General features: G+C 41.8%; 13 protein-coding genes and 1 other annotated feature. Of the genes, 8 read left to right on the top strand and 5 right to left on the bottom strand.

Annotation, left to right across the window (positions count from 1 at the left end; translation table 11 throughout):
* Positions 1–71: 71 nt before the first annotated feature.
* Positions 72–1,952 carry a molecular chaperone HtpG gene (gene htpG / locus NST25_RS18460; protein ID WP_076127889.1) on the top strand — a complete coding sequence of 627 codons (1,881 nt, stop codon included), beginning with the start codon at positions 72–74 and terminating at the stop codon, positions 1,950–1,952.
* Positions 1,953–2,013: 61 nt separating this feature from the next.
* On the opposite strand, the gene NST25_RS18455 is transcribed toward htpG, so the two are convergent.
* Positions 2,014–2,478: a DUF4362 domain-containing protein gene (locus NST25_RS18455; protein ID WP_076190927.1), complete on the bottom strand. Its 465-nt coding sequence runs from the start codon at positions 2,476–2,478 to the stop codon at positions 2,014–2,016.
* 125 nt (positions 2,479–2,603) lie between these two features.
* Positions 2,604–2,865: a binding site (T-box leader), on the top strand.
* A 43-nt stretch (positions 2,866–2,908) separates the two neighbouring features.
* Here NST25_RS18455 and metG point away from each other — a divergent pair.
* A complete protein-coding gene (metG, locus tag NST25_RS18450) occupies positions 2,909–4,555 on the top strand; it encodes a methionine--tRNA ligase (RefSeq protein WP_340392163.1) in 1,647 nt (548 codons plus the stop codon).
* A gap of 9 nt (positions 4,556–4,564) precedes the next feature.
* Here the strand turns inward: metG and NST25_RS18445 are convergent, their stop codons facing one another.
* Positions 4,565–5,434, bottom strand: a complete 870-nt coding sequence (locus NST25_RS18445) for a LysR family transcriptional regulator (RefSeq protein WP_340392161.1) — start codon at positions 5,432–5,434, stop codon at positions 4,565–4,567.
* Between the two features lie 150 nt (positions 5,435–5,584).
* Between NST25_RS18445 and NST25_RS18440 the strand changes: the two genes are divergently transcribed.
* The 4 genes from NST25_RS18440 (at position 5,585) to NST25_RS18425 (ending at position 13,571) form a co-directional block, all read left to right on the top strand.
* Entirely contained in the window at positions 5,585–7,321 is a 1,737-nt protein-coding gene (locus tag NST25_RS18440; protein ID WP_340392159.1) for an ABC transporter ATP-binding protein, read from the top strand.
* Positions 7,318–9,057: an ABC transporter ATP-binding protein gene (locus NST25_RS18435; protein ID WP_076218623.1), complete on the top strand. Its 1,740-nt coding sequence runs from the start codon at positions 7,318–7,320 to the stop codon at positions 9,055–9,057. The genes NST25_RS18440 and NST25_RS18435 overlap by 4 nt, the downstream gene beginning before the upstream one ends.
* Before the next feature lie 2,206 nt (positions 9,058–11,263).
* Positions 11,264–11,977 carry an ABC transporter ATP-binding protein gene (locus NST25_RS18430; protein ID WP_076217841.1) on the top strand — a complete coding sequence of 238 codons (714 nt, stop codon included), beginning with the start codon at positions 11,264–11,266 and terminating at the stop codon, positions 11,975–11,977.
* On the top strand, positions 11,970–13,571 hold the full coding sequence (locus NST25_RS18425) for a hypothetical protein (protein WP_312149826.1): 1,602 nt from the start codon (positions 11,970–11,972) through the stop codon (positions 13,569–13,571). Before NST25_RS18430 ends, NST25_RS18425 begins: the two co-directional genes overlap by 8 nt.
* Positions 13,572–13,655: 84 nt before the next feature.
* Here the strand turns inward: NST25_RS18425 and NST25_RS18420 are convergent, their stop codons facing one another.
* A complete protein-coding gene (locus NST25_RS18420; protein ID WP_076281624.1) occupies positions 13,656–14,360 on the bottom strand; it encodes a TetR/AcrR family transcriptional regulator in 705 nt (234 codons plus the stop codon).
* A 231-nt stretch (positions 14,361–14,591) separates the two neighbouring features.
* On the opposite strand from NST25_RS18420, the gene NST25_RS18415 reads away from it, so the two are divergent.
* Entirely contained in the window at positions 14,592–16,025 is a 1,434-nt protein-coding gene (locus tag NST25_RS18415) for an MDR family MFS transporter (protein ID WP_339187525.1), read from the top strand.
* Positions 16,026–16,119: 94 nt separating this feature from the next.
* Complete coding sequence (locus NST25_RS18410) at positions 16,120–17,730, top strand: S-layer homology domain-containing protein (RefSeq protein WP_081387788.1); 1,611 nt, start codon at positions 16,120–16,122, stop codon at positions 17,728–17,730.
* 100 nt (positions 17,731–17,830) lie between these two features.
* Here the strand turns inward: NST25_RS18410 and NST25_RS18405 are convergent, their stop codons facing one another.
* Both NST25_RS18405 and NST25_RS18400 read right to left on the bottom strand, forming a co-directional pair.
* Entirely contained in the window at positions 17,831–18,547 is a 717-nt protein-coding gene (locus NST25_RS18405) for a glycosyltransferase family A protein (RefSeq protein ID WP_076129813.1), read from the bottom strand.
* A complete protein-coding gene (locus NST25_RS18400; RefSeq protein WP_340392156.1) occupies positions 18,544–19,281 on the bottom strand; it encodes a glycosyltransferase in 738 nt (245 codons plus the stop codon). The genes NST25_RS18405 and NST25_RS18400 overlap by 4 nt, the downstream gene beginning before the upstream one ends.
* Positions 19,282–19,338 lie beyond the last annotated feature (57 nt).

Below are 19,338 nucleotides of genomic sequence, written 5' to 3'. Positions count from 1 at the left end.
CTCATCTAAGAAGAGTGCTAATCACGATGTGCTGGATAAGAAGGTTATTTTGAAAGGAGATTTATTTATTCATGGCCAAAAAAGAGTTTAAAGCCGAATCGAAAAGATTGCTGGAAATGATGATTAACTCCATTTATACACAACGGGAAATATTTCTGCGTGAGCTGATTTCCAATGCAAGTGATGCGATTGATAAGATCTATTACAAAGCATTAGCTGATGAAGGCCTGGTCTTCAATAAAGAGGATTATTATATTAAAGTGACCGCCGATAAGGCGAACAGAACCTTGACGATTTCCGATACAGGTATCGGGATGACACAAGAGGAGCTGGAGAATAACTTAGGTACAATCGCGAAGAGTGGATCTCTTGCTTTTAAGAAAGAGAACGAAGCTAAAGATGGCCACAACATCATCGGACAGTTTGGGGTGGGCTTCTACGCTGCGTTTATGGTGGCTGATGACGTTATAGTGATCAGTAAGGCATTAGGCAGTGACGAGGCCTTTAAATGGGAGTCTAAGGGCGCTGACGGCTATACCATCGAGACTGTCGAGAAGGATTCTGTCGGCACTGATGTGATTTTGAAGATTAAAGAGAATACGGAAGAAGATCAATATGATGAATATCTGGAAGAGTACCGCCTGAAATCCATCATTAAAAAATACTCCGACTTCATTCGTTTCCCAATTAAAATGGACGTGAAGGAGCAAAAGCCAAAAGAAGGCACGGAGAACGAGTTCGAAGAAGTTATTCAAGAACAAACCGTAAACAGCATGGTGCCTATCTGGCGCAAGAACAAAAGCGAGCTGACTACAGAAGATTATGATAACTTCTATGCAGAGAAACGTTACGGCTTCGATAAGCCGCTTAAACATATTCATATCAGTGCTGATGGTGCTGTAGTGTACAATGCAATCCTGTTCATTCCAGAAAATACGCCGTTTGACTATTACACAAAGGAATATGAAAAAGGTCTTGAGCTCTATTCCAACGGTGTGCTGATCATGAACAAATGTGCGGATCTGCTGCCTGATTACTTCAGCTTTGTAAAAGGTATGGTGGACTCAGAGGATCTTTCCTTGAACATTTCCAGAGAGATGCTCCAGCATGACCGTCAGCTGACTCTGATCGCTAAGAACATTAAGAATAAAGTGAAAAGCCAACTGCAAAGCCTGCTGAAGGATGAAAGAGAGAAATATGAGCAGTTCTATAATGCTTTTGGCAGACAGCTTAAGTTTGGTGTCTATAACGATTATGGGATGCACAAAGACACCCTTCAAGATTTGTTGATGTTCTACTCCTCTAAGGAGAAGAAGCTGGTTACGCTGGACGAATACGTCTCAAGAATGCCAGAAGATCAGAAATATATCTACTATGCTTCCGGAGAGTCGATCGACAGAATCGAGAAGCTCCCGCAAACCGAGCTTGTATCGGATAAAGGGTATGAAATTCTCTACTTCACTGATGATATTGATGAATTTGCGATCAAGATGATTCAGTCTTATAAGGAAAAAGAATTTAAATCCGTATCCAGCGGAGATCTGGGGATCGAAGCCGACGAAGCGGACAAGCCAACGGAAGCGGAAGAGAACGAAAACAAGGAGCTTTTTGAAGCGATGAAGGACATCCTGTCCGGCAAAGTGAAAAATGTCAAAGCTTCCAAACGTTTAAAGACTCATCCGGTATGTCTCTCTGCTGAAGGTGAACTGACAATCGAGATGGAAAAAATCCTGAAATCGATGCCGAATGGCCAAGAGGTGCAAGCGGATAAGGTACTCGAAATCAACATCCATCACGAAGTGTTCCAGTCCTTGAAGGCGGCAGCAGAGAACGACAAAGAAAAGCTCGGTTTATACACGAACCTGCTGTACAACCAAGCCCTGTTGATCGAAGGTCTACAGGTTAGTGATCCTGTTCAATTCACCAATGATATTTGCAAAATCATGAAATAATATGAAGAACAGAGACCATCCAATTGTATTATGATTGGGTGGTCTTTTTTATTTCAGTATTTCATTTTGTTGTGCGAAAAAGGTAGTAATCAATTTCAGAGGCATTATTTGTGCAACCGCTGATCGAATAGATAATTTCACCTTGTGTGCTTTTTTTACTCGTCACTTCGGAGCAGGTATCGGTTCTGACTCCTGTGTTGCTTCCACCGAATGCATCATTAGAAGTATCATAGCTGTAATTAATCACGTTACCGTCAAATTTTAAATCCTTAAATATGGGATCGCCTTCATCTGTGTAACTTGTAACGCGTATATTGTCTGCTTTTTTGCTGGAGAGATTAGTTATAAATTTCTCGAATTTATCGAGGTTGTACACTTTTTCAAAAGAAACAATATCCCCTCTACTGATGGCTTCTTTGGAAGTATAGGGTTCACTTTTGGGAACAGAATTAACTTTATGATCGGAACAACCCCATACTCCTGCTAGTAAAAGAACAGAGAGTGTAAGCAAATTTACTTTTTTCACTGAGGGACCTCCTTGTAACGTATTTATATAAAAGACGGAGATTAACTGGAAAAGTTACAGAGAGCTTGATGTTTCACATTGACAATAAACAACAAATTGAGTATTATTTTCTCTAACTTGAATATGTAAAAGCAAAGAAGAGAAAGAGTACCACGGCAATTCTTTCAACAGAGAGCTCCGGTCGCTGAAAAGGAGTAAAGAAAACCCTTGGGAATATGGTCTCAGAGCTGCGCATCGAAACCTTATGGGTTGTAGGCTGCGCCGGAACCTGCATCCGTTACAGTGCTAGGGTATAAACGTTAATTAACGTCGTACCTGAAGAGGTAAATGTCATGAGGCATTTATAAAATTAGGTGGTAACACGTGAGTAGAACTCTCGTCCTTTGTGGATGGGAGTTTTTTGTTGTCTAAAAAAAGGAGGAGAAGGTTAATGAGTAATGTGTTTATAGGTGGCGCTTGGCCGTATGCGAATGGATCTTTACATCTGGGGAGATTATCAAGTGTGTTGCCTGGGGATGTGCTGGCACGATATTTTCGCTCCAAAGGGGATAACGTATTATATGTATCAGGCAGTGATTGCCATGGCACACCCGTAGCAGTTCAGGCTGCGAATGAAGGGATTACGCCGGGAGCTTTTGCAAGCAGATATCATGAAGAGTTTCTGAAGTGTTTTGAACAGCTGGGATTTAGTTATGATCTATATACTCGAACGGATCAACAGCAGCATCATAAGGTTGTGCAAGCGTTGTTTACAAAGCTGCTAGAGAATGGTCATTTATATAAAAAAACCATTGCGCAATGTTACTGCGAGGTGGATCAGCGCTTTTTGCCAGACAGATATGTGGAAGGGACTTGTCCGGTATGTGGTGAGCGGGCGCGAGGGGATCAATGTGATTATTGTTCTACGATTCTAGATCCTGCCGATTTGTTAGACAGAGTCTGCAAATTATGTGGGAATACACCAACAGAAAGGCCGACAGAACATTATTATCTTAGCTTATCTAATTTTCAGTCTGAATTAACGGAATATGTAGAGGAAGCACAATTTTGGAGAGAAAACGCTATAAAACTGACTAAACGTTATTTAAAAGAAGAGCTGCAGGACCGCGCGGTAACAAGAGACTTGTCTTGGGGTGTAGATGTTCCTGTGGCTGGATTTGAAGATAAAAAAATTTATGTTTGGATTGAGGCGGTAAGTGGTTATTTATCAGCCAGTAAGCAGTGGGCTGCACAGTCCGGAGTAAACTGGGAGGATTTTTGGTTAGAGGAAAAAGGGGCGATTACCGCTTATTATGTGCATGGTAAAGACAATATTCCATTTCACACTTTAATATGGCCGGCTGTGTTATTAGGAGCAGGAGGTCTGCATTTACCGGACAGGATTATATCTAGCGAATATTTAACCCTTGAAGGGCAGAAATTCTCCACTAGCCGAAATTGGGCGGTCTGGGTACCTGATATTTTAGAGCGGTATCAGCCAGATTCTATTCGTTATTTCTTAATTGCCAATGGACCTGAGAAGCGGGACACGGATTTTTCCTGGAGAGAGTTTATTTATAGCCATAATGGAGAGCTGCTTGGAGCATTTGGTAACTTAGTGAACCGTTCATTGGCTTTTGTAGAAAAGTTTTATGAAGGGAAAGTGCCAAATGGGCAATTAGATAAGGGGTGGAAGGACAATATTGACCTCTTGTATCTGGAATCAGGACGGCTTATTGAGGCTGGGAATCTAAAAGATGCGCTGGAGTTTATTTTTTCTTATGTGCGCAAGGCAAACCAGTATTTCGATCTGCAAAAACCATGGATACAGATAAAAGAGGATCAGGTTTCTTGTGATTCTGCAATATACACATGTGTGCAGATTATTGCGAACTTAGCGAATTTGTTGCATCCGTTTCTACCGTTCTCTTGTGACAAGATCAGGGGGTTCCTGTCGTTAGAACTACCGAATTGGCAGCCTTGCTCGGTGCCCCCTTACCAACAGGTTACTGATTTACAATTATTGTTTGAACGAATTGATATTAGCCGTATTAAAGAAGAAGAGGATAGGCTAGATCAACAGCAAGTGAATAAATAGAGCTGGTATTTATCCATTTCTGAAGCTTTCAATAAACTTGGAAGCCAATGATGATAAGTATTTATCCTTAATCCAGACGGCGGCGACCCGCGTGCGTAGTGATTCACTACTGATTTCTTTATAGATCAAATTACGGTTACTCGTTAATTCGAAAGCGGATTTGGGGATGATTCCGATGCCAAGACCAGCGTTTGCCCAGAGCAATGTTGTTCTAGCATCATCATTCATACAGAAAATCAGCGGATCAAAGCCGTTCTCAAGACATGTTTCCCGGATAAGCTGCTCAAAACGGCGGTAGATAATAAGCGGCTTATCCTTTAACTCACCGATCTCAATAAAGTTTTCATCCGTTTTCCAGTCATACTCAGGTGTCATTACGGCAATCATAGGTTCAGCTTGTGTGTAAAGACATTCTAAATTTGTACCATTAAAGGGTGTCCTAACAATCCCGACTTCGACAATACCTTTATTCAGGAGGTCAATGATTCTAAAGGTATTTCCTTCATGAATCTCAAACTTCACACCTTTATACGTTTTGTGAAACTCACATAGCCGATCTTGAAGCAACGTAGCTCCAGAGGAAGAAACAGTACCAATGGCTAGGGTTCCTTTTAAACCTTTGACAAAATCAGTGAGCTCACGGGCAGTGGAATCTGCCAGCTCCAGGATTTGTTGGGCACGGTCCCGCAATATGGCTCCAGCTTCAGTGAGCTGCACGCTGCGTGGACCTCGTTCCACTAGCTTTACACCGAGTTCTTCCTCTAGGAGTTTTAGCTGCTGGCTCAGCGGAGGCTGGGCCATTTGCAGTTTTTTGGCTGCAGATGTAATCTGTCCTTCCTCAGCTATCGCCATAAAATATTTAAGTTGTCTAATATCCATATAAAAATCCTCCGAACTTGAGATATGCTAATCGTATGGGAGTGATACGAATCCAATATTATTAATATGTGAGTAGATATGCCATAATCATAACTGTTCTTATACATATTTCAAGTGGTTAAATACTTCTTATGTTGGGTGTGGATGAATTTGTTCAAAATTGCAGTATATTTAAAGCCGTACAAAAAAGAAGCGATCATTGGACCGATCTTCAAACTGATGGAAGCGATTCTGGAGCTGATTTTGCCTACCATTGTCGCATTGATCATCAACAACGGGGTTGGCAATCATGACAGCGCCTATGTTTACCGCATGGGTGGTCTAATGGTGCTGATGTCACTGCTTGGCTTCGGCTGCTCCATGGTATGCCAATACTATGCAGCCCGGGCTTCACAGGGATTCGGTACGACACTACGCAATAAGATGTTTAGACATATCACCTCTTTGTCGTATGCTGAGCTGGATACCTTAGGTACACCTACACTGATTAATCGGATTACCAATGACGTAAACCAGCTGCAAATTGCTGTGGCTATGCTAATTCGTCTAGTTATTCGTGCACCGTTTATCTGTATCGGGGCTATCCTAATGTCCATGATTTTGGATTTTAGATTATCGCTGATTCTAATTGCGGCAACACCGATTTTTGGCATTATTTTATATTTTATTATCACCCGTAGTGCTCCTTTGTACCGAAAATACCAGCAGAAGCTGGATGCCCTTGCGCTCGTACTGAGTGAGAATTTATCGGGGATTCGAGTGATTCGTGCTTTTGCCAAAAGACGTACAGAAAAAGAACGTTTTGATGCTTCATCCGATGATTTGACTACTACAGCGATCCGGGTTTCGCGGATATCTGCTTTGCTTGGGCCGATGACTACACTTGTAGTAAATGCGGCGATCATTGCTATTTTGTGGGTAGGCGGAATTCATATCGATGGGGGCCGATTGTCTCAAGGGGAGATCATTGCCTTCATCAATTACATCACTCAAATCTTGCTGGCGCTGATAGTGGTCTCCAACTTGGTCATTATTTTTACCAAAGCCTCATCCTCAGCTAATCGTGTAAATGAAGTGCTGGGTGTTAAGGTCTCCGTGTCTGAGGAAGGAAATGCTGTGATTGCTGAACCTGACCATGCTGCCCCTGCTATACAATTCGATCACGTATCCTTTGGGTATAATACGACAGGTGAATCGGCATTAGAGGATATATCTCTAGTAATTAATCGCGGAGAGACCGTGGGCCTGATTGGCAGTACGGGTTCAGGTAAGTCTACTTTTGTGAATTTGATCCCTCGTTTTTATGATGCGGTGCAAGGTGAAGTAAAAGTGGATGGTGTGAATGTCCGAGATTATAAGCTGCATCAACTTCGTGAGAAGATCGGGATTGTACCGCAGAAAGCTGTGCTGTTTACAGGAACGATCGCTGAGAATATACGTTGGGGCAAGGAAGATGCAACTGAGGAAGAAATCATGCAGGCAGCCTCTATTGCTCAAGCGGAGGAGTTTATACGTAAATTAACTGAAGGGTTGAATACGCAAGTATCTCGTGGGGGATTAAATTTATCCGGTGGACAAAAGCAGCGCTTAACCATAGCTCGTGCAGTAGTAGGAAAGCCATCGATTCTTATTTTGGATGACTCCTCCAGTGCGCTGGATTTCTCCACAGATGCGGCACTTCGAAAGGCTCTCAAAGAGAGCAGTCAGGAAATGACCGTACTCCTTGTCTCGCAGAGGGTAAGCACTGTAAGACAAGCGGATAAAATAATGGTATTTGAGGAAGGGCGGATCGCCGGTGTCGGAACCCATGAGGAACTGATGCGTGGTTGTGAAGAGTATAAAGAAATCTGCCTGTCCCAGCTATCAAGTGAGGAGTCGGGCCAATGAACAAAAATAACATTTGGAAAAGACTTATTGTATACACAGGGCATTATAAAAAAATAGCTATAGGTGCAGTAATCTGCGCAATACTCAGTGTGATTGCCAGTCTAATTGGCCCGCTGCTCATCGGCAGCGCCATCGATTTTATGATCGGGCCGGGAGAGGTTGATTTTGACGCCGTACTTAGACTGCTTTTGATTCTGGCAGGGGTGTATATTGTCGGCAGCTTTTTCGGATGGCTTCTTACCTACCTGACTAATCGAATTGCCTATCGGACTGTATATGACTTACGGCGGGAGCTTTTTGATAAATTAAATGTTTTGCCGTTAAAATTTCACGATAACCACCCGCAAGGGGACAGCATCAGCCGGTTTGTTAATGACATGGATGCGGTCTCTGATGGACTGCTGCAAGGCTTCTCAACACTGCTCACGGGGATCATCACTATCGTGGGGGCAATTGTACTTATGTTGTACATTAGTCCTTTAATGACCCTAGTTGTTCTTCTGTCAGCACCCGTTACATTTTTTGTGGCAAGATTCATTACGATGCGCTCCCAGAAGATGTTTAAGGAGCAGGCTAAAATTCTGGGCGGTCTCAACGGATACGTGGAGGAAATGATTGGCGGACAAAAAGTGGTCACAGCTTATCATTATGAAGACCGTGCACTGACTCAGTTTGAAGAACGAAACGAGACTTTGTACCAGACTGGTGTGAAATCACAATTTTACGGTTCCTTGTCCAATCCGACAACACGGTTAGTAAATAATATTACCTTCTCTGTTATCGCGATGATCGGTAGTGTTATGGTGATTCGCGGGCTTGTGACGGTAGGGGATTTGTCCAGCTTTTTGATCTTCTCCAACTTGTTCGCTAAGCCGTTTAATGAAATTACAGGTGTGATTACGCAGCTTCAATCGGCAACGGCATCAGCGCAGCGGATCTTCGCCATTCTAGACCTCTCGCCTGAACCAGCGGATGCAACAGACGCCAAAATTATGAATACAAGCCAAGGGACGATTACCTTTGAAAAAGTATCCTTTGCTTATAATCCTGAACGTCCTCTGATTAATGATTTCAGTCTGGAAGTGAAACCAGGTACCCGGGTTGCAATTGTAGGGCAGACGGGAGCGGGGAAGACCACACTGGTTAATCTGCTTATGCGTTTTTATGATGTGGATAAGGGTTCCATCAAGATTGACGGCGTGGATATCAAGACGATTACCCGTGACAGTCTGCGGCGTAATTTCGGGATGGTGTTGCAGGACACCTGGCTGTTTGGCGGCACGATTAGAGAAAATATTGCCTACGGCAAACCTGAGGCTACCGAAGAAGAGGTCATCGCTGCTGCTAAGGCTGCAAATGCTCATAGCTTCATTAAACGCCTGCCTGAGGGATATGATACAAAGATTAGTGGCTCAGGAGATAATTTGTCGCAAGGACAAAAGCAGCTGCTTACCATAGCACGAGTGATGCTCGTAGATCCGCCTATGCTCATTTTGGATGAAGCCACCAGCAGTATTGATACGCTGACTGAGGTACGGATTCAGAAGGCTTTTCTAAAAATGATCGCAGGTCGGACCAGCTTTGTAATTGCTCACCGTTTGTCAACGATTCGAGAATCGGATCTCATTCTTTTCATGAAGGACGGAGACATTGTCGAAAGTGGCACGCATGACCAACTCCTAGCCAGCGGTGGATATTACGCCAGATTATATAACAGTCAGTTCGCATCAGCGTAGACTTTGCATTAAGAAAAAGAGCATTCAATCCCTAAATTGGGGGTGAATGCTTTTTTTGGTTGAGTTAGTTTTGTTTGGTTTGGTTTGGTTTGGGTGTAGCCCGCCGTCACCAAAGTAGTTTGCTTAACGTTCCAAAGTAGCTATCACATCGTCACCAAAGTAATTTGCTTATCATTCCAAAGTATTTGTTTACCGTTACGGACCGTATTGCAGCTAAATGGTGTTTTTGGTGCCTTTTTTCAAAGTAACGGACTGCATAGCACTTATTCGTCTGATTTTGCAGCAAAAAGGAGCGGATATGGCACAATAGCTGCATCTGAGTCCGAAATGGGTGGAAAAGAGCGTGAATTTGCGAAATAAGGGCGCCTCGGTCCGATACGTAGCAATGGCTGCCACTACCAAAGGTAGATTGCTTCTGATCCGGAGTAGAATGGAGTTAGCTCAGTGTTCCAATGTAGTTAGCTCATCGTCACCAAAGTAATTTGCTTATCATTCCAAAGTGATTTGTTTACCGTTACGGACCGTATTGCAGCTAAATGGTGTTTTTGATGCCTTTTTTCAAAGTAACGGACTGCATAGCACTTATTCGGCTGATTTTGCAGCAAAAAGGAGCAGATATGGCACAATAGCTGCATCTGAGTCCGAACGGAGTGGAAAAAGGCATGATTTTGCGAAATAAGGGCGCCTCGGTCCGATACGTAGCAATGGCAGCCACCACCAAAGGTAGATTGCTTCTGATCCGGAGTAGAATGCTTAGAAAGTAGCTTGCTCAGTGTTCCAATGTAGTTAAATCATCGTCAGTCTGCTTAGCGTTCAAAAGTAGTTGGCTCATCGTCACCAAAGTAATTTGCTTACCGTTCCAAAATAGTTTGTTTCCCCTTACGGACCGTATTGCAGCTAAATGGTGTTTTTGACGCCTTTTTTCAAAGTAACGGACTGCATAGCACTTATTCGCCTGATTTTGCAGCAAAAAGGAGCGGATATGGCACAATAGCTGCATCTGAGTCCGAACGGAGTGGAAAAGTGCGTGATTTTGCGAAATAAGGGGGCCTCGGTCCGATACGTAGCAATGGCAGCCACCACCAAAGGTAGATTGCTTCTGATCCGGAGTAGAATGCTTAGAAAGTAGTTTGCTCAGTGTTCCAATGTAGTTAAATCATCGTCAGTCTGCTTAGCGTTCCAAAGTAGTTGTCTCATCGTCCCCAAAGTCGTTTGCTTAGCGTTCAAAAGTAATTTGTTTACCTTTTCGGACCGTATTGCAGCTAAATGGTGTTTTTGGTGCCTTTTTTCAAAGTAACGGACTGCATAGCACTTATTCGCCTGATTTTGCAGCAAAAAGGAGCGGATATGGCACAATAGCTGCATCTGAGTCCGAAATGGGTGGAAAAGAGCGTGAATTTGCGAAATAAGGGCGCCTCGGTCCGATACGTAGCAATGGCAGCCACCACCAAAGGTAGATTGCTTCTGATCCGGAGTAGAATGCTTAGAAAGTAGCTTGCTCAGTGTTCCAATGTAGTTAAATCATCGTCAGTCTGCTTAGCGTTCAAAAGTAGTTGGCTCATCGTCACCAAAGTAATTTGCTTACCGTTCCAAAATAGTTTGTTTCCCCTTACGGACCGTATTGCAGCTAAATGGTGTTTTTAACGCCTTTTTTCAAAGTAACGGACTGCATAGCACTTATTCGCCTGATTTTGCAGCAAAAAGGAGCGGATATGGCACAATAGCTGCATCTGAGTCCGAACGGAGTGGAAAAGTGCGTGATTTTGCGAAATAAGGGGGCCTCGGTCCGATACGTAGCAATGGCAGCCACCACCAAAGGTAGATTGCTTCTGATCCGGAGTAGAATGCTTAGAAAGTAGTTTGCTCAGTGTTCCAATGTAGTTAAATCATCGTCAGTCTGCTCAGTGTTCCAATTTAGTTGGCTCATCGTCTGTCTGCTTAGCGTTCTAAAGTTAACTATCTCATCGTCACCCAACTAATTATCTCAACGTCCCCAAAGTAGTTTGTTTGCCCTTACGGACCGTGTTGCACTTAATCGTAATTTTATCCCACCCGTTAGAGGTGAAAATCTCAAAATAAATATTTGCAAACGAATGAACTATCTGGACGGGCTAAACGTATTATAAGAAACGTATATTGAACACGACGAAGCTACAGTAAATATGGCATATTGAGAGTGTTATGAGATTGGAAGGGGAGTGGCAAGATGTTGACAATCAAACATTTTACCAAAAGCTATAAGGGTGGCAAGAAGGCAGTAAATGATCTGAATTTGGTGGTCGAAAAAGGTGACATCTACGGCTTTATCGGTCATAACGGTGCAGGGAAAACAACGACTATCCGAGCAGTGGTCGGAGTTTTAGATTTTGAGGAGGGGGATATCGAGATTGGTGGGTACTCCATTAAAAAAGATCCCTTAGCCTGCAAAGCGATTACTGCGTATATTCCAGATAATCCGGATTTATACGATCATCTGACGGGCATTCAGTACTTGAATTTTATTGGTGATCTTTTTAGCGTATCGAAAGCGGATCGGGAGTTACTGATAAAGAAATATAGCGATGAATTTGAGATTACCTCTAATCTGGGGGATTTGATCTCCGCGTATTCTCATGGTATGAAACAGAAACTCGCGATTATCTCTGCGCTTATTCATAAACCGAAGCTGCTGGTTCTGGATGAACCCTTTGTGGGACTTGATCCAAAAGCGGCACACACGCTCAAGAGAATTATGGCGGATATTTGCAGCCAGGGCAGTGCGATCTTTTTTTCGACGCATGTACTGGACGTGGCCGAGAAGCTCTGCAATAAGATCGCCATTATCAAAGCGGGTGAATTGATCACTCATGGGAAAACAGAAGAGGTGAAGGGTGACAGCAGCCTCGAAGATGTGTTTTTGGAGTTGATAAAACATGATTAATATCTGGAGATTGACGAAAATTCAGCTAATCTCATCCTTTGGGTTAAATAAAGCTTTGCATACACGAGATATGAAAGAAAGACGAAAAATGCTTTTGCTGAGCATCGGTATCTTAATAGGGATTGTCATGATGGCAGTGGTTTCGTTTGGATATAGCTTCATGATAGCAGAGACCCTTGAACAGATAGGCCGGCCAGAGCTGCTGCTTGCGATTATGATGGCTGTTACATGCTTGATTGGATTTTTTACAACGATCTATAAGGCGAGTGGGGTATTATTTGGCTCCAAAGATTACGAACTCGTAATGTCGCTGCCTATCAAAACGAGCCATATCGTAGCAAGCCGTGTAGTTCAGCTCTACGTGCTGAATATACTGTTCTCATTGATGGTGATGGTGCCAGCAGGTGTAGTTTATGCAATAAAGGTAAATCCGGCAGTAGTATATTATTTATTTTTCATGATAACGCTGCTATTTATCCCATTAGTGCCGATCATTGCTGCAACGATTATAGGGGCATTGATTAGTTGGATTTCCTCACGGTTTAAAGGAAGTCGTTTAATAAGTCTCATTCTGACTTTTGCCGTAATCATTGTTATTATTTTGGGTTCAAGCCAAATGAATGGGAATGACCCGCAGTTAATTGCAGATATGAGCACACAAATTGGCGATCAAATCTTTAACTTATATCCTTTGACGGTCATGTATGTAGATGCTGTCTGCTCGTATCAGGTAGCTCCTTTACTATTATTTATAGGAATTTCATTACTTTCTTTTATGCTGTTTACCCTTATTCTTGGCAGTAAATATAAAGCAATACACACAGGTCTTACGACTTCTTACTCAAAGAATAAGTATCAAATGAGGTCACTTGCAGTCTCTTCACCGCTTTACACATTGTATAAAAAAGAGCTGCGCCGCTATTTCAGTTCTTCTATATATGTGCTAAATACAAGTATTGGTATGGTAATGCTACTTGTCATGGCGATCACCTTACTGTTTGTTAGCTCAGAGCAATTAGGAAAGATTATTGAGATACCAGAACTCTCTAATTATCTAAGCAGATTGGCGCCACTATTTGTTTCCTTCTTTGTAGCATTAAGCTGTACGACCTCGAGTTCGATTTCGCTTGAAGGTAACCATATTTGGATTTTAAAAAGCGCTCCCGTTCCGACAAAAACTATATTATTAAGTAAAATCGCAGTGAATCTCACCATTACTGTGCCGATTGTGATTGTTAGTAGTGTGCTTCTTATGATTTCTCTGGGCACTGGCTGGATGGAGAGCTTGTTATTGCTGATAATCCCCGTCCTATACGCTTGTCTTACCGCAATGGTAGGTGTGATCGTAAACTTGAAGCTTCCTAAACTGGAGTGGACCAATGAAGTCTCTGTAATTAAACAAAGTGCTTCGGTCCTTGTAGCGATGATTATAGGATTTATCAGCTTGCTGATTCCATTTGGTTTGAGTTTTCTTTTATCTGATCTAAATGGTAATCTCGTTATGTTAGGGATTGGTGTGGTGATATTAGTGGCGTGTGGAGTGATGTATAGATACATCCAGTCCACAGGAGAATTTTTATTTCGGGCTCTTTAAAAAAAGGGCATTCCAAAAGCCGAAATTGGCTGCTGGGATGCCCTTTTTTGTGCAAGATTTATTTTCGTGAAAAATCCCTAAGTTCTACCGTCGCTCTTGTTGTTCTTGTTGTTCTTGTCGCTCATTAGCTAACTGTTCAATTCCGCCCACCATTATTTTTAGACCTGTATAGAACATCTTATCGGAGCCAATTTCATTAAAAATATTGTTTTCGTACATTCGTTTTATAACATTAGGTCCATCCCCGGATAAGTGCTCAAGCGATTGTTTAAAAACCACTCTAGCATCTCCATTAGGTTCATTTTTCATGGCTAAGTCTATTCGATCCTGCTCATATTTGTCCAATTCGAATGAGATTACATAGTTTAACACGCATGCAATCAAGGAGAATTTATCACTATCGCTTAAAGGAAGATGATCCACGATCTGAAGCAAAGTATTCAGTAAAGATAGATAATTAGGTTCAGAAGGCAAGGTTCTCATCATCAGCTGAGCCGAGCAAGGATACTTATGTAAAACCCCACGAATTCGGTCCACAAAATTAAATAACTGTTCTTGCCAAGTACCTTCGAGATTCGCAGTTTCGAGGGCTTCTTTGGCGACCTCATTAGCAAGCGTCTGGAAAATGCTCTGTTTACTCTTAAAATGCCAATACAGAGAGGCGGCTTGTATTTTTAGTAGTTCTGCTAATTTACGCATACTAAATGCCTCTATGCCGATATCATCCAACAGCACCCAAGAAGCTTTTATTATATCTTGTTCAGTGATTTGCAGATTTTTGATTCTCATCGAAACGACCTCCTGTTACTGTCTTTCTTTATCATAAGCGAAGATGAATGGCTGGTCTACCATCGTTAGATTACTGCTTTATCTTACACTGTTAGATATTTTTATTTACAAGCAAATAAACGGGTGCTATATTAATCTTACACTGTTAGTTTAAAGGTGCGATTTTTTAAAAAAAGGAGGCAGCAGTTAGCAATTTAATTAGTAAAAATTAAAAAGGATGTGTATAGACCCATGAGTAATCTTCAAGTGGAACAATCCCAACCAGTCACCAAAGAATTTTCTATAAAAGCAATACTTCCCGTAATACTGGCACTTATAACAGGAATGCTGCTGGTTATGCTCGACAGTACAATTATGAATGTAGCGATCCCGCAGCTTGAAAAAACCTTTGATGCCAGCCTAAAAACAATACAGTGGGCCATTACGGGTTATACGCTGGCTTTATCCGTAATTATCCCATTGGCCGGTTGGTTCTCGGATAAGTTCACTGCCAAACGTGTTTTTTTAGCTTCGATCGTATTGTTTACCATAGGGTCTTTATTATGCTCTATGGCACAATCCACAACAGAGCTGATAATCTTTCGTATTTTGCAGGGATTAGGCGGAGGGATGATTGCTCCAATTGGTATGGCTATGTCATTCAAAATCGCACCTCCCGATAAAAGAGGTTCAATCATGGGATTGCTTGGACTACCGATGTTAATTGCGCCTGTTCTTGGTCCTGTACTGTCAGGATGGCTGTTGGAATATGCCAGCTGGCACTGGATTTTTCTGATTAATGTTCCCATTGGCATTATTGCAATGATTGTTGGAGTGAAATTTCTTCCGGTAATAGAGAAGGGGAATAAAGCTAAATTGGATATTTGGGGTGTGATTTTATCACCGCTCGCCTTCTCCAGCTTGGTATTTGGGGTGCATAGAGGGGGAGTAGATGGCTGGGGGGATCGTATAACGATTATATCTCTTGCGTTCAGCTTCATTGCTTTAGCCTTGTTTATTTTCGTGGAATTGCGCCAAAAAGAACCGTTATTGGAACTTCGCTCTTTTCGATCTCTAGAATTTAGTAAAGGTATGATTTTGACCTGGATTAATCAGTTCGCCTTATTTGGTTCGATTCTGTTAATTCCAATTTTTTTGCAGCAGGTCAGAGGTTTTTCTTCCTTTGAATCGGGGCTTTTAGTTATTCCCCAAGCATTAATATCCTTTGCTGGCATGATTATTGGAGGAAAGTTATTTGATAAGTTTGGAGCTCGGCCCGTTGTGTTCTCTGGACTTGTGCTGCTGTCCACCGGACTCTTTCTCTTGTCACGTTTACAAAATGATACAAGTGTATACGTTATGATCAGTTATTTTGCCATTATGGGACTTGGCCAAGGATTAACTACTATGCAGCTCGGTACACATGTGCTTAAGGCCGCTCCGAAGGATCTGATCAGCCGTGTTACCCCACTTACTGCCTCTGCGCAACAAATTGTGGGTTCCTTTGCTGTCGCTATAATGTCGGGCTTATTGACTTCCAATATAGCTACACATATGAGTCTAGGGAATCAGAAACTACCCTCAGCGGCTATGGTTGCAGGATTCCACGATACGTTCCTAGTTTCATTGGTCTTGGCGCTGTGTGGTGTGGTTCTTAGTCTCTTTTTGCGTAATCCGAAGAGCTGATCCTATCGTACTCTACCAATATTTTAGCGATGTTTATTGATTGTATCCTTGGTATAATTCAAAGATTGATAACCAAGGGGGAATCTCTTAACCCGTGAAAAATATATTTGCTAGATTTACTATAATAACCCTCGCTGTCGTGCTAGCCGCCGGAGTATTTATTCAGCATATATCGGCCGATAATGGGGTTCCTTTTGAGGATATAAACACTAGTTATGCAAAAAAAGAAATCATAGATTTATATAACCGGAATATATTAACTGGCACCTCGAATACTAAATTTTCACCTACTCAATCGATTACTAGAGCTGAATTTATAACAGTACTTGATCGACTGTTGAAGCTTGATCCAGCGTTGAGTCCGGTATCTCCTTATACCGACGTAGCCAAAAGCGCTTGGTATTACGGCTGGATTCAGGCTGCGGTTCAGCTTGAACTGGCGAACGGCACTTCGGCAACTACTTTTGCACCCGCAAAAGCAGTCACTCGGCAGGAAGCGGCTGTGTGGATAGCCAAAGCTCTAAAGCAAACAAACACTGCAACTGCCGCACAAACTAATTTTAAGGATCGGCAACAAATTGCTAGCTGGGCAAGTGCTGCTGTAGCTAAGGTTAATGATCGCGGATTAATGAAAGGCGATAATAGCGGAAATTTTCGGCCCACGGACCCGATAACAAGGCAAGAGACGGCAGTGCTGATGGATCGGGTGCTGCAACATACAAGCTGGGCGGCAGAGCTGGAAAGTAATCCGGACAAACGTATTGTTATAGGCTGGCAGTATGGTCTCACGACGGCACAATTTGAGAATCATGTTCTGCAATCGAACGTCAACACATTATCACCACGTTGGTATTATGTTGGGAAAACAGGGGCAGTAACGGATTCGACAGACGCCTCGCTGGTGACTTGGGCAAAAAATAATAAGAAGCAAGTCTGGGCGATGGTTGGCAATCGATCGGATCAAGAAGCGACGCATCAGATGCTGTTGAGTACAACCGCAAGGAATACGGCAGTTAATCAGTTAGCTGCTTTAGTGAGTAAATATGGATTAGATGGACTAAATATAGATTTTGAAAATGTAGCGGCCGAAGATCGTGTGTATTTGACTTCGTTTATTACTTTATTAGCCGAGAAAATGCATTCGCTCGATGTTATCCTGTCGATGGATGTATCTCCTGATCTTGGAACGGATTGGACAGAAGCTTTTGACTATGCTGCCCTAGGCAAGCAAGTGAATTATATGGTGATGATGGGTTATGATGAGCATTATGACGGGAGTCAAGTTCCGGGGTCCAATGCCTCGCTTTCTTATGATCAAAAGGCTGTGAATACAATCCTAAAAGTTGTACCTAGTCAAAAAGTTATATTGGCATTGCCCTTATATAATCGGGATTGGACATTGAACCAGAAGGGGACGGTTTTATCCTCTCAATATATTACGCTTCCGGAGCAAAATCAGATTATCAGCAGCTATGCATCGAGACCCGTGTGGAATCCTTCGCTGGGACAATATGTCGCGGGCTACTCGAAACAAGCTATAAAACATACGATCTGGATTGAGGATGGGCGTTCATTAATAACAAAATACAACTTAGCGGTTACTAAAAAACTTGCTGGAGTAGCTTATTGGTATATAGGCGGAGAAAGCTCTGATGTATGGTCCAGCTTAAGGAATGCAGAGAAATTTTACGATTATACTTTTTAAAAATATGAAAGACTGGATGCGAATAGCCGCTTAGCTATATTGCTGTCCAGTCTTTTTATTGGGTTACTAAGGCATAGCTGGTAGGATTAGATTGATTAAATCAGCCTCGCGTTACGTATTTTTTGAAGTTTTTCACGTTTAGAACTTTAACATTTTGAGCTAGAAGTTTCTTGTCGCTAACGACCCAAGTGTGATCTTTGGAGTTTTTTCTACGAATCGCAGCGAAGTTATACTTATTTCCTGCATAGATCTTAAAGCCCTGTGCAGCACAATCCGCACAAAACTTAACGCATTCACCTTTATTCCAATCTGGAAAGGAAATCTGCTGGAAGACATTTCGTTTTACGAGTAGGGTAGCACCCTGAACATTGGTTACCTGTTTATTTTCCATATGAAGATAACGAAGCAAAAGTAGCTTCTTATCAGTTAAATACATATAGTGAGCTCGTTTTCCAACGATATCAGCTTTAGTTTTATGGAGGGTGTTCATACTATCCGTTAAATAGTTGGCAGAGTAATAATCGTCGTCATCAAATTTAGCGATACAGCTATAATTCGCTAAGTGCACACCAAAATTCAGACAAAACCCCAGTGAACGATATTCAGGTAGTTTATAGATCCGTACATTTTTATGTTTTTTTGCAGCATGTATATAGTCTTCTATTTTCAAGCTATCATTATTAATGATCACGATAAGCTCTTTAGATTTGAAATTCTGTCGTTGATAGTTATCAAATATTGTTTTAATACAATCCATTCGTTTTGTACAAGTTAGAATAGACACAGCAGATGAAGTAGATTCAGCAGTTAATTTCATAACGAAATCTTTGGACGGCGTCCAACAAAATTCCTATAGTTTTTAATATTCCGGATGATCTTATGGTTAGCTATTAGTGTACTATCACTGATGATCCATGTATGTTTTGAAGAGTTTTTTCTACGTATGGCAACGAAGTTATTTTTACTTGCAGAATAAACCTTATAACCTTTCTTTTTGCTTCTGCTGCAAAAGAGATCATCCTCACCTACGTTTTTATTAGGAAATTTCACATGATCGAATACTTTTCGTTTGAAGACGAGCGTAGCGCCAGGGAGATGGGTAACCATTCGGTGTTCATCATTTGCGAAACGAAGAATCAAAGTCTTTGAACCTAGTAAATACATATAGTGAGCCCGTTTTCCAAGGATATCAGCTTTAGTTCTTTTTAAGGTCAGAATACTTTCCGTCAAATAATGAGGGGCATAATAATCGTCGTCATCAAATTTGGCAATGGTATGATATTTGCATTTTGTTACGGCATAGTTTAAGCATGAACCGAGAGATTGCTGTTCAGGTTTACGATATATCTTAATATTTTTGTGTTTTTTAGCTAAGGTTTGGTAGGGGGATAGTGGAATTTTATTATTATTGATAATAATGATAAGTTCTTTATTGGCATATTTTTGTCTGCTGTAATTTTGAAATAGGTTGTTTAAATAATTATGGCGATTGGTACAGGTAATAATGGAAATACCTTGTTGGTTCGCCTTGTAGTGAGGTACAACACTCATTTAACCAACCCCTCATATGCGTTTTTGGGAAAAGTCTCATAATACGATATGTCCAAG

Origin of the sequence: Paenibacillus sp. FSL E2-0190 (genome assembly GCF_037992965.1) — a bacterium.
Taxonomy (GTDB): domain Bacteria; phylum Bacillota; class Bacilli; order Paenibacillales; family Paenibacillaceae; genus Paenibacillus_AQ; species Paenibacillus_AQ odorifer.
The sequence above is the reverse complement of the archived record's forward strand: the minus strand, read 5'-3'. Positions and strand labels throughout refer to the sequence as shown.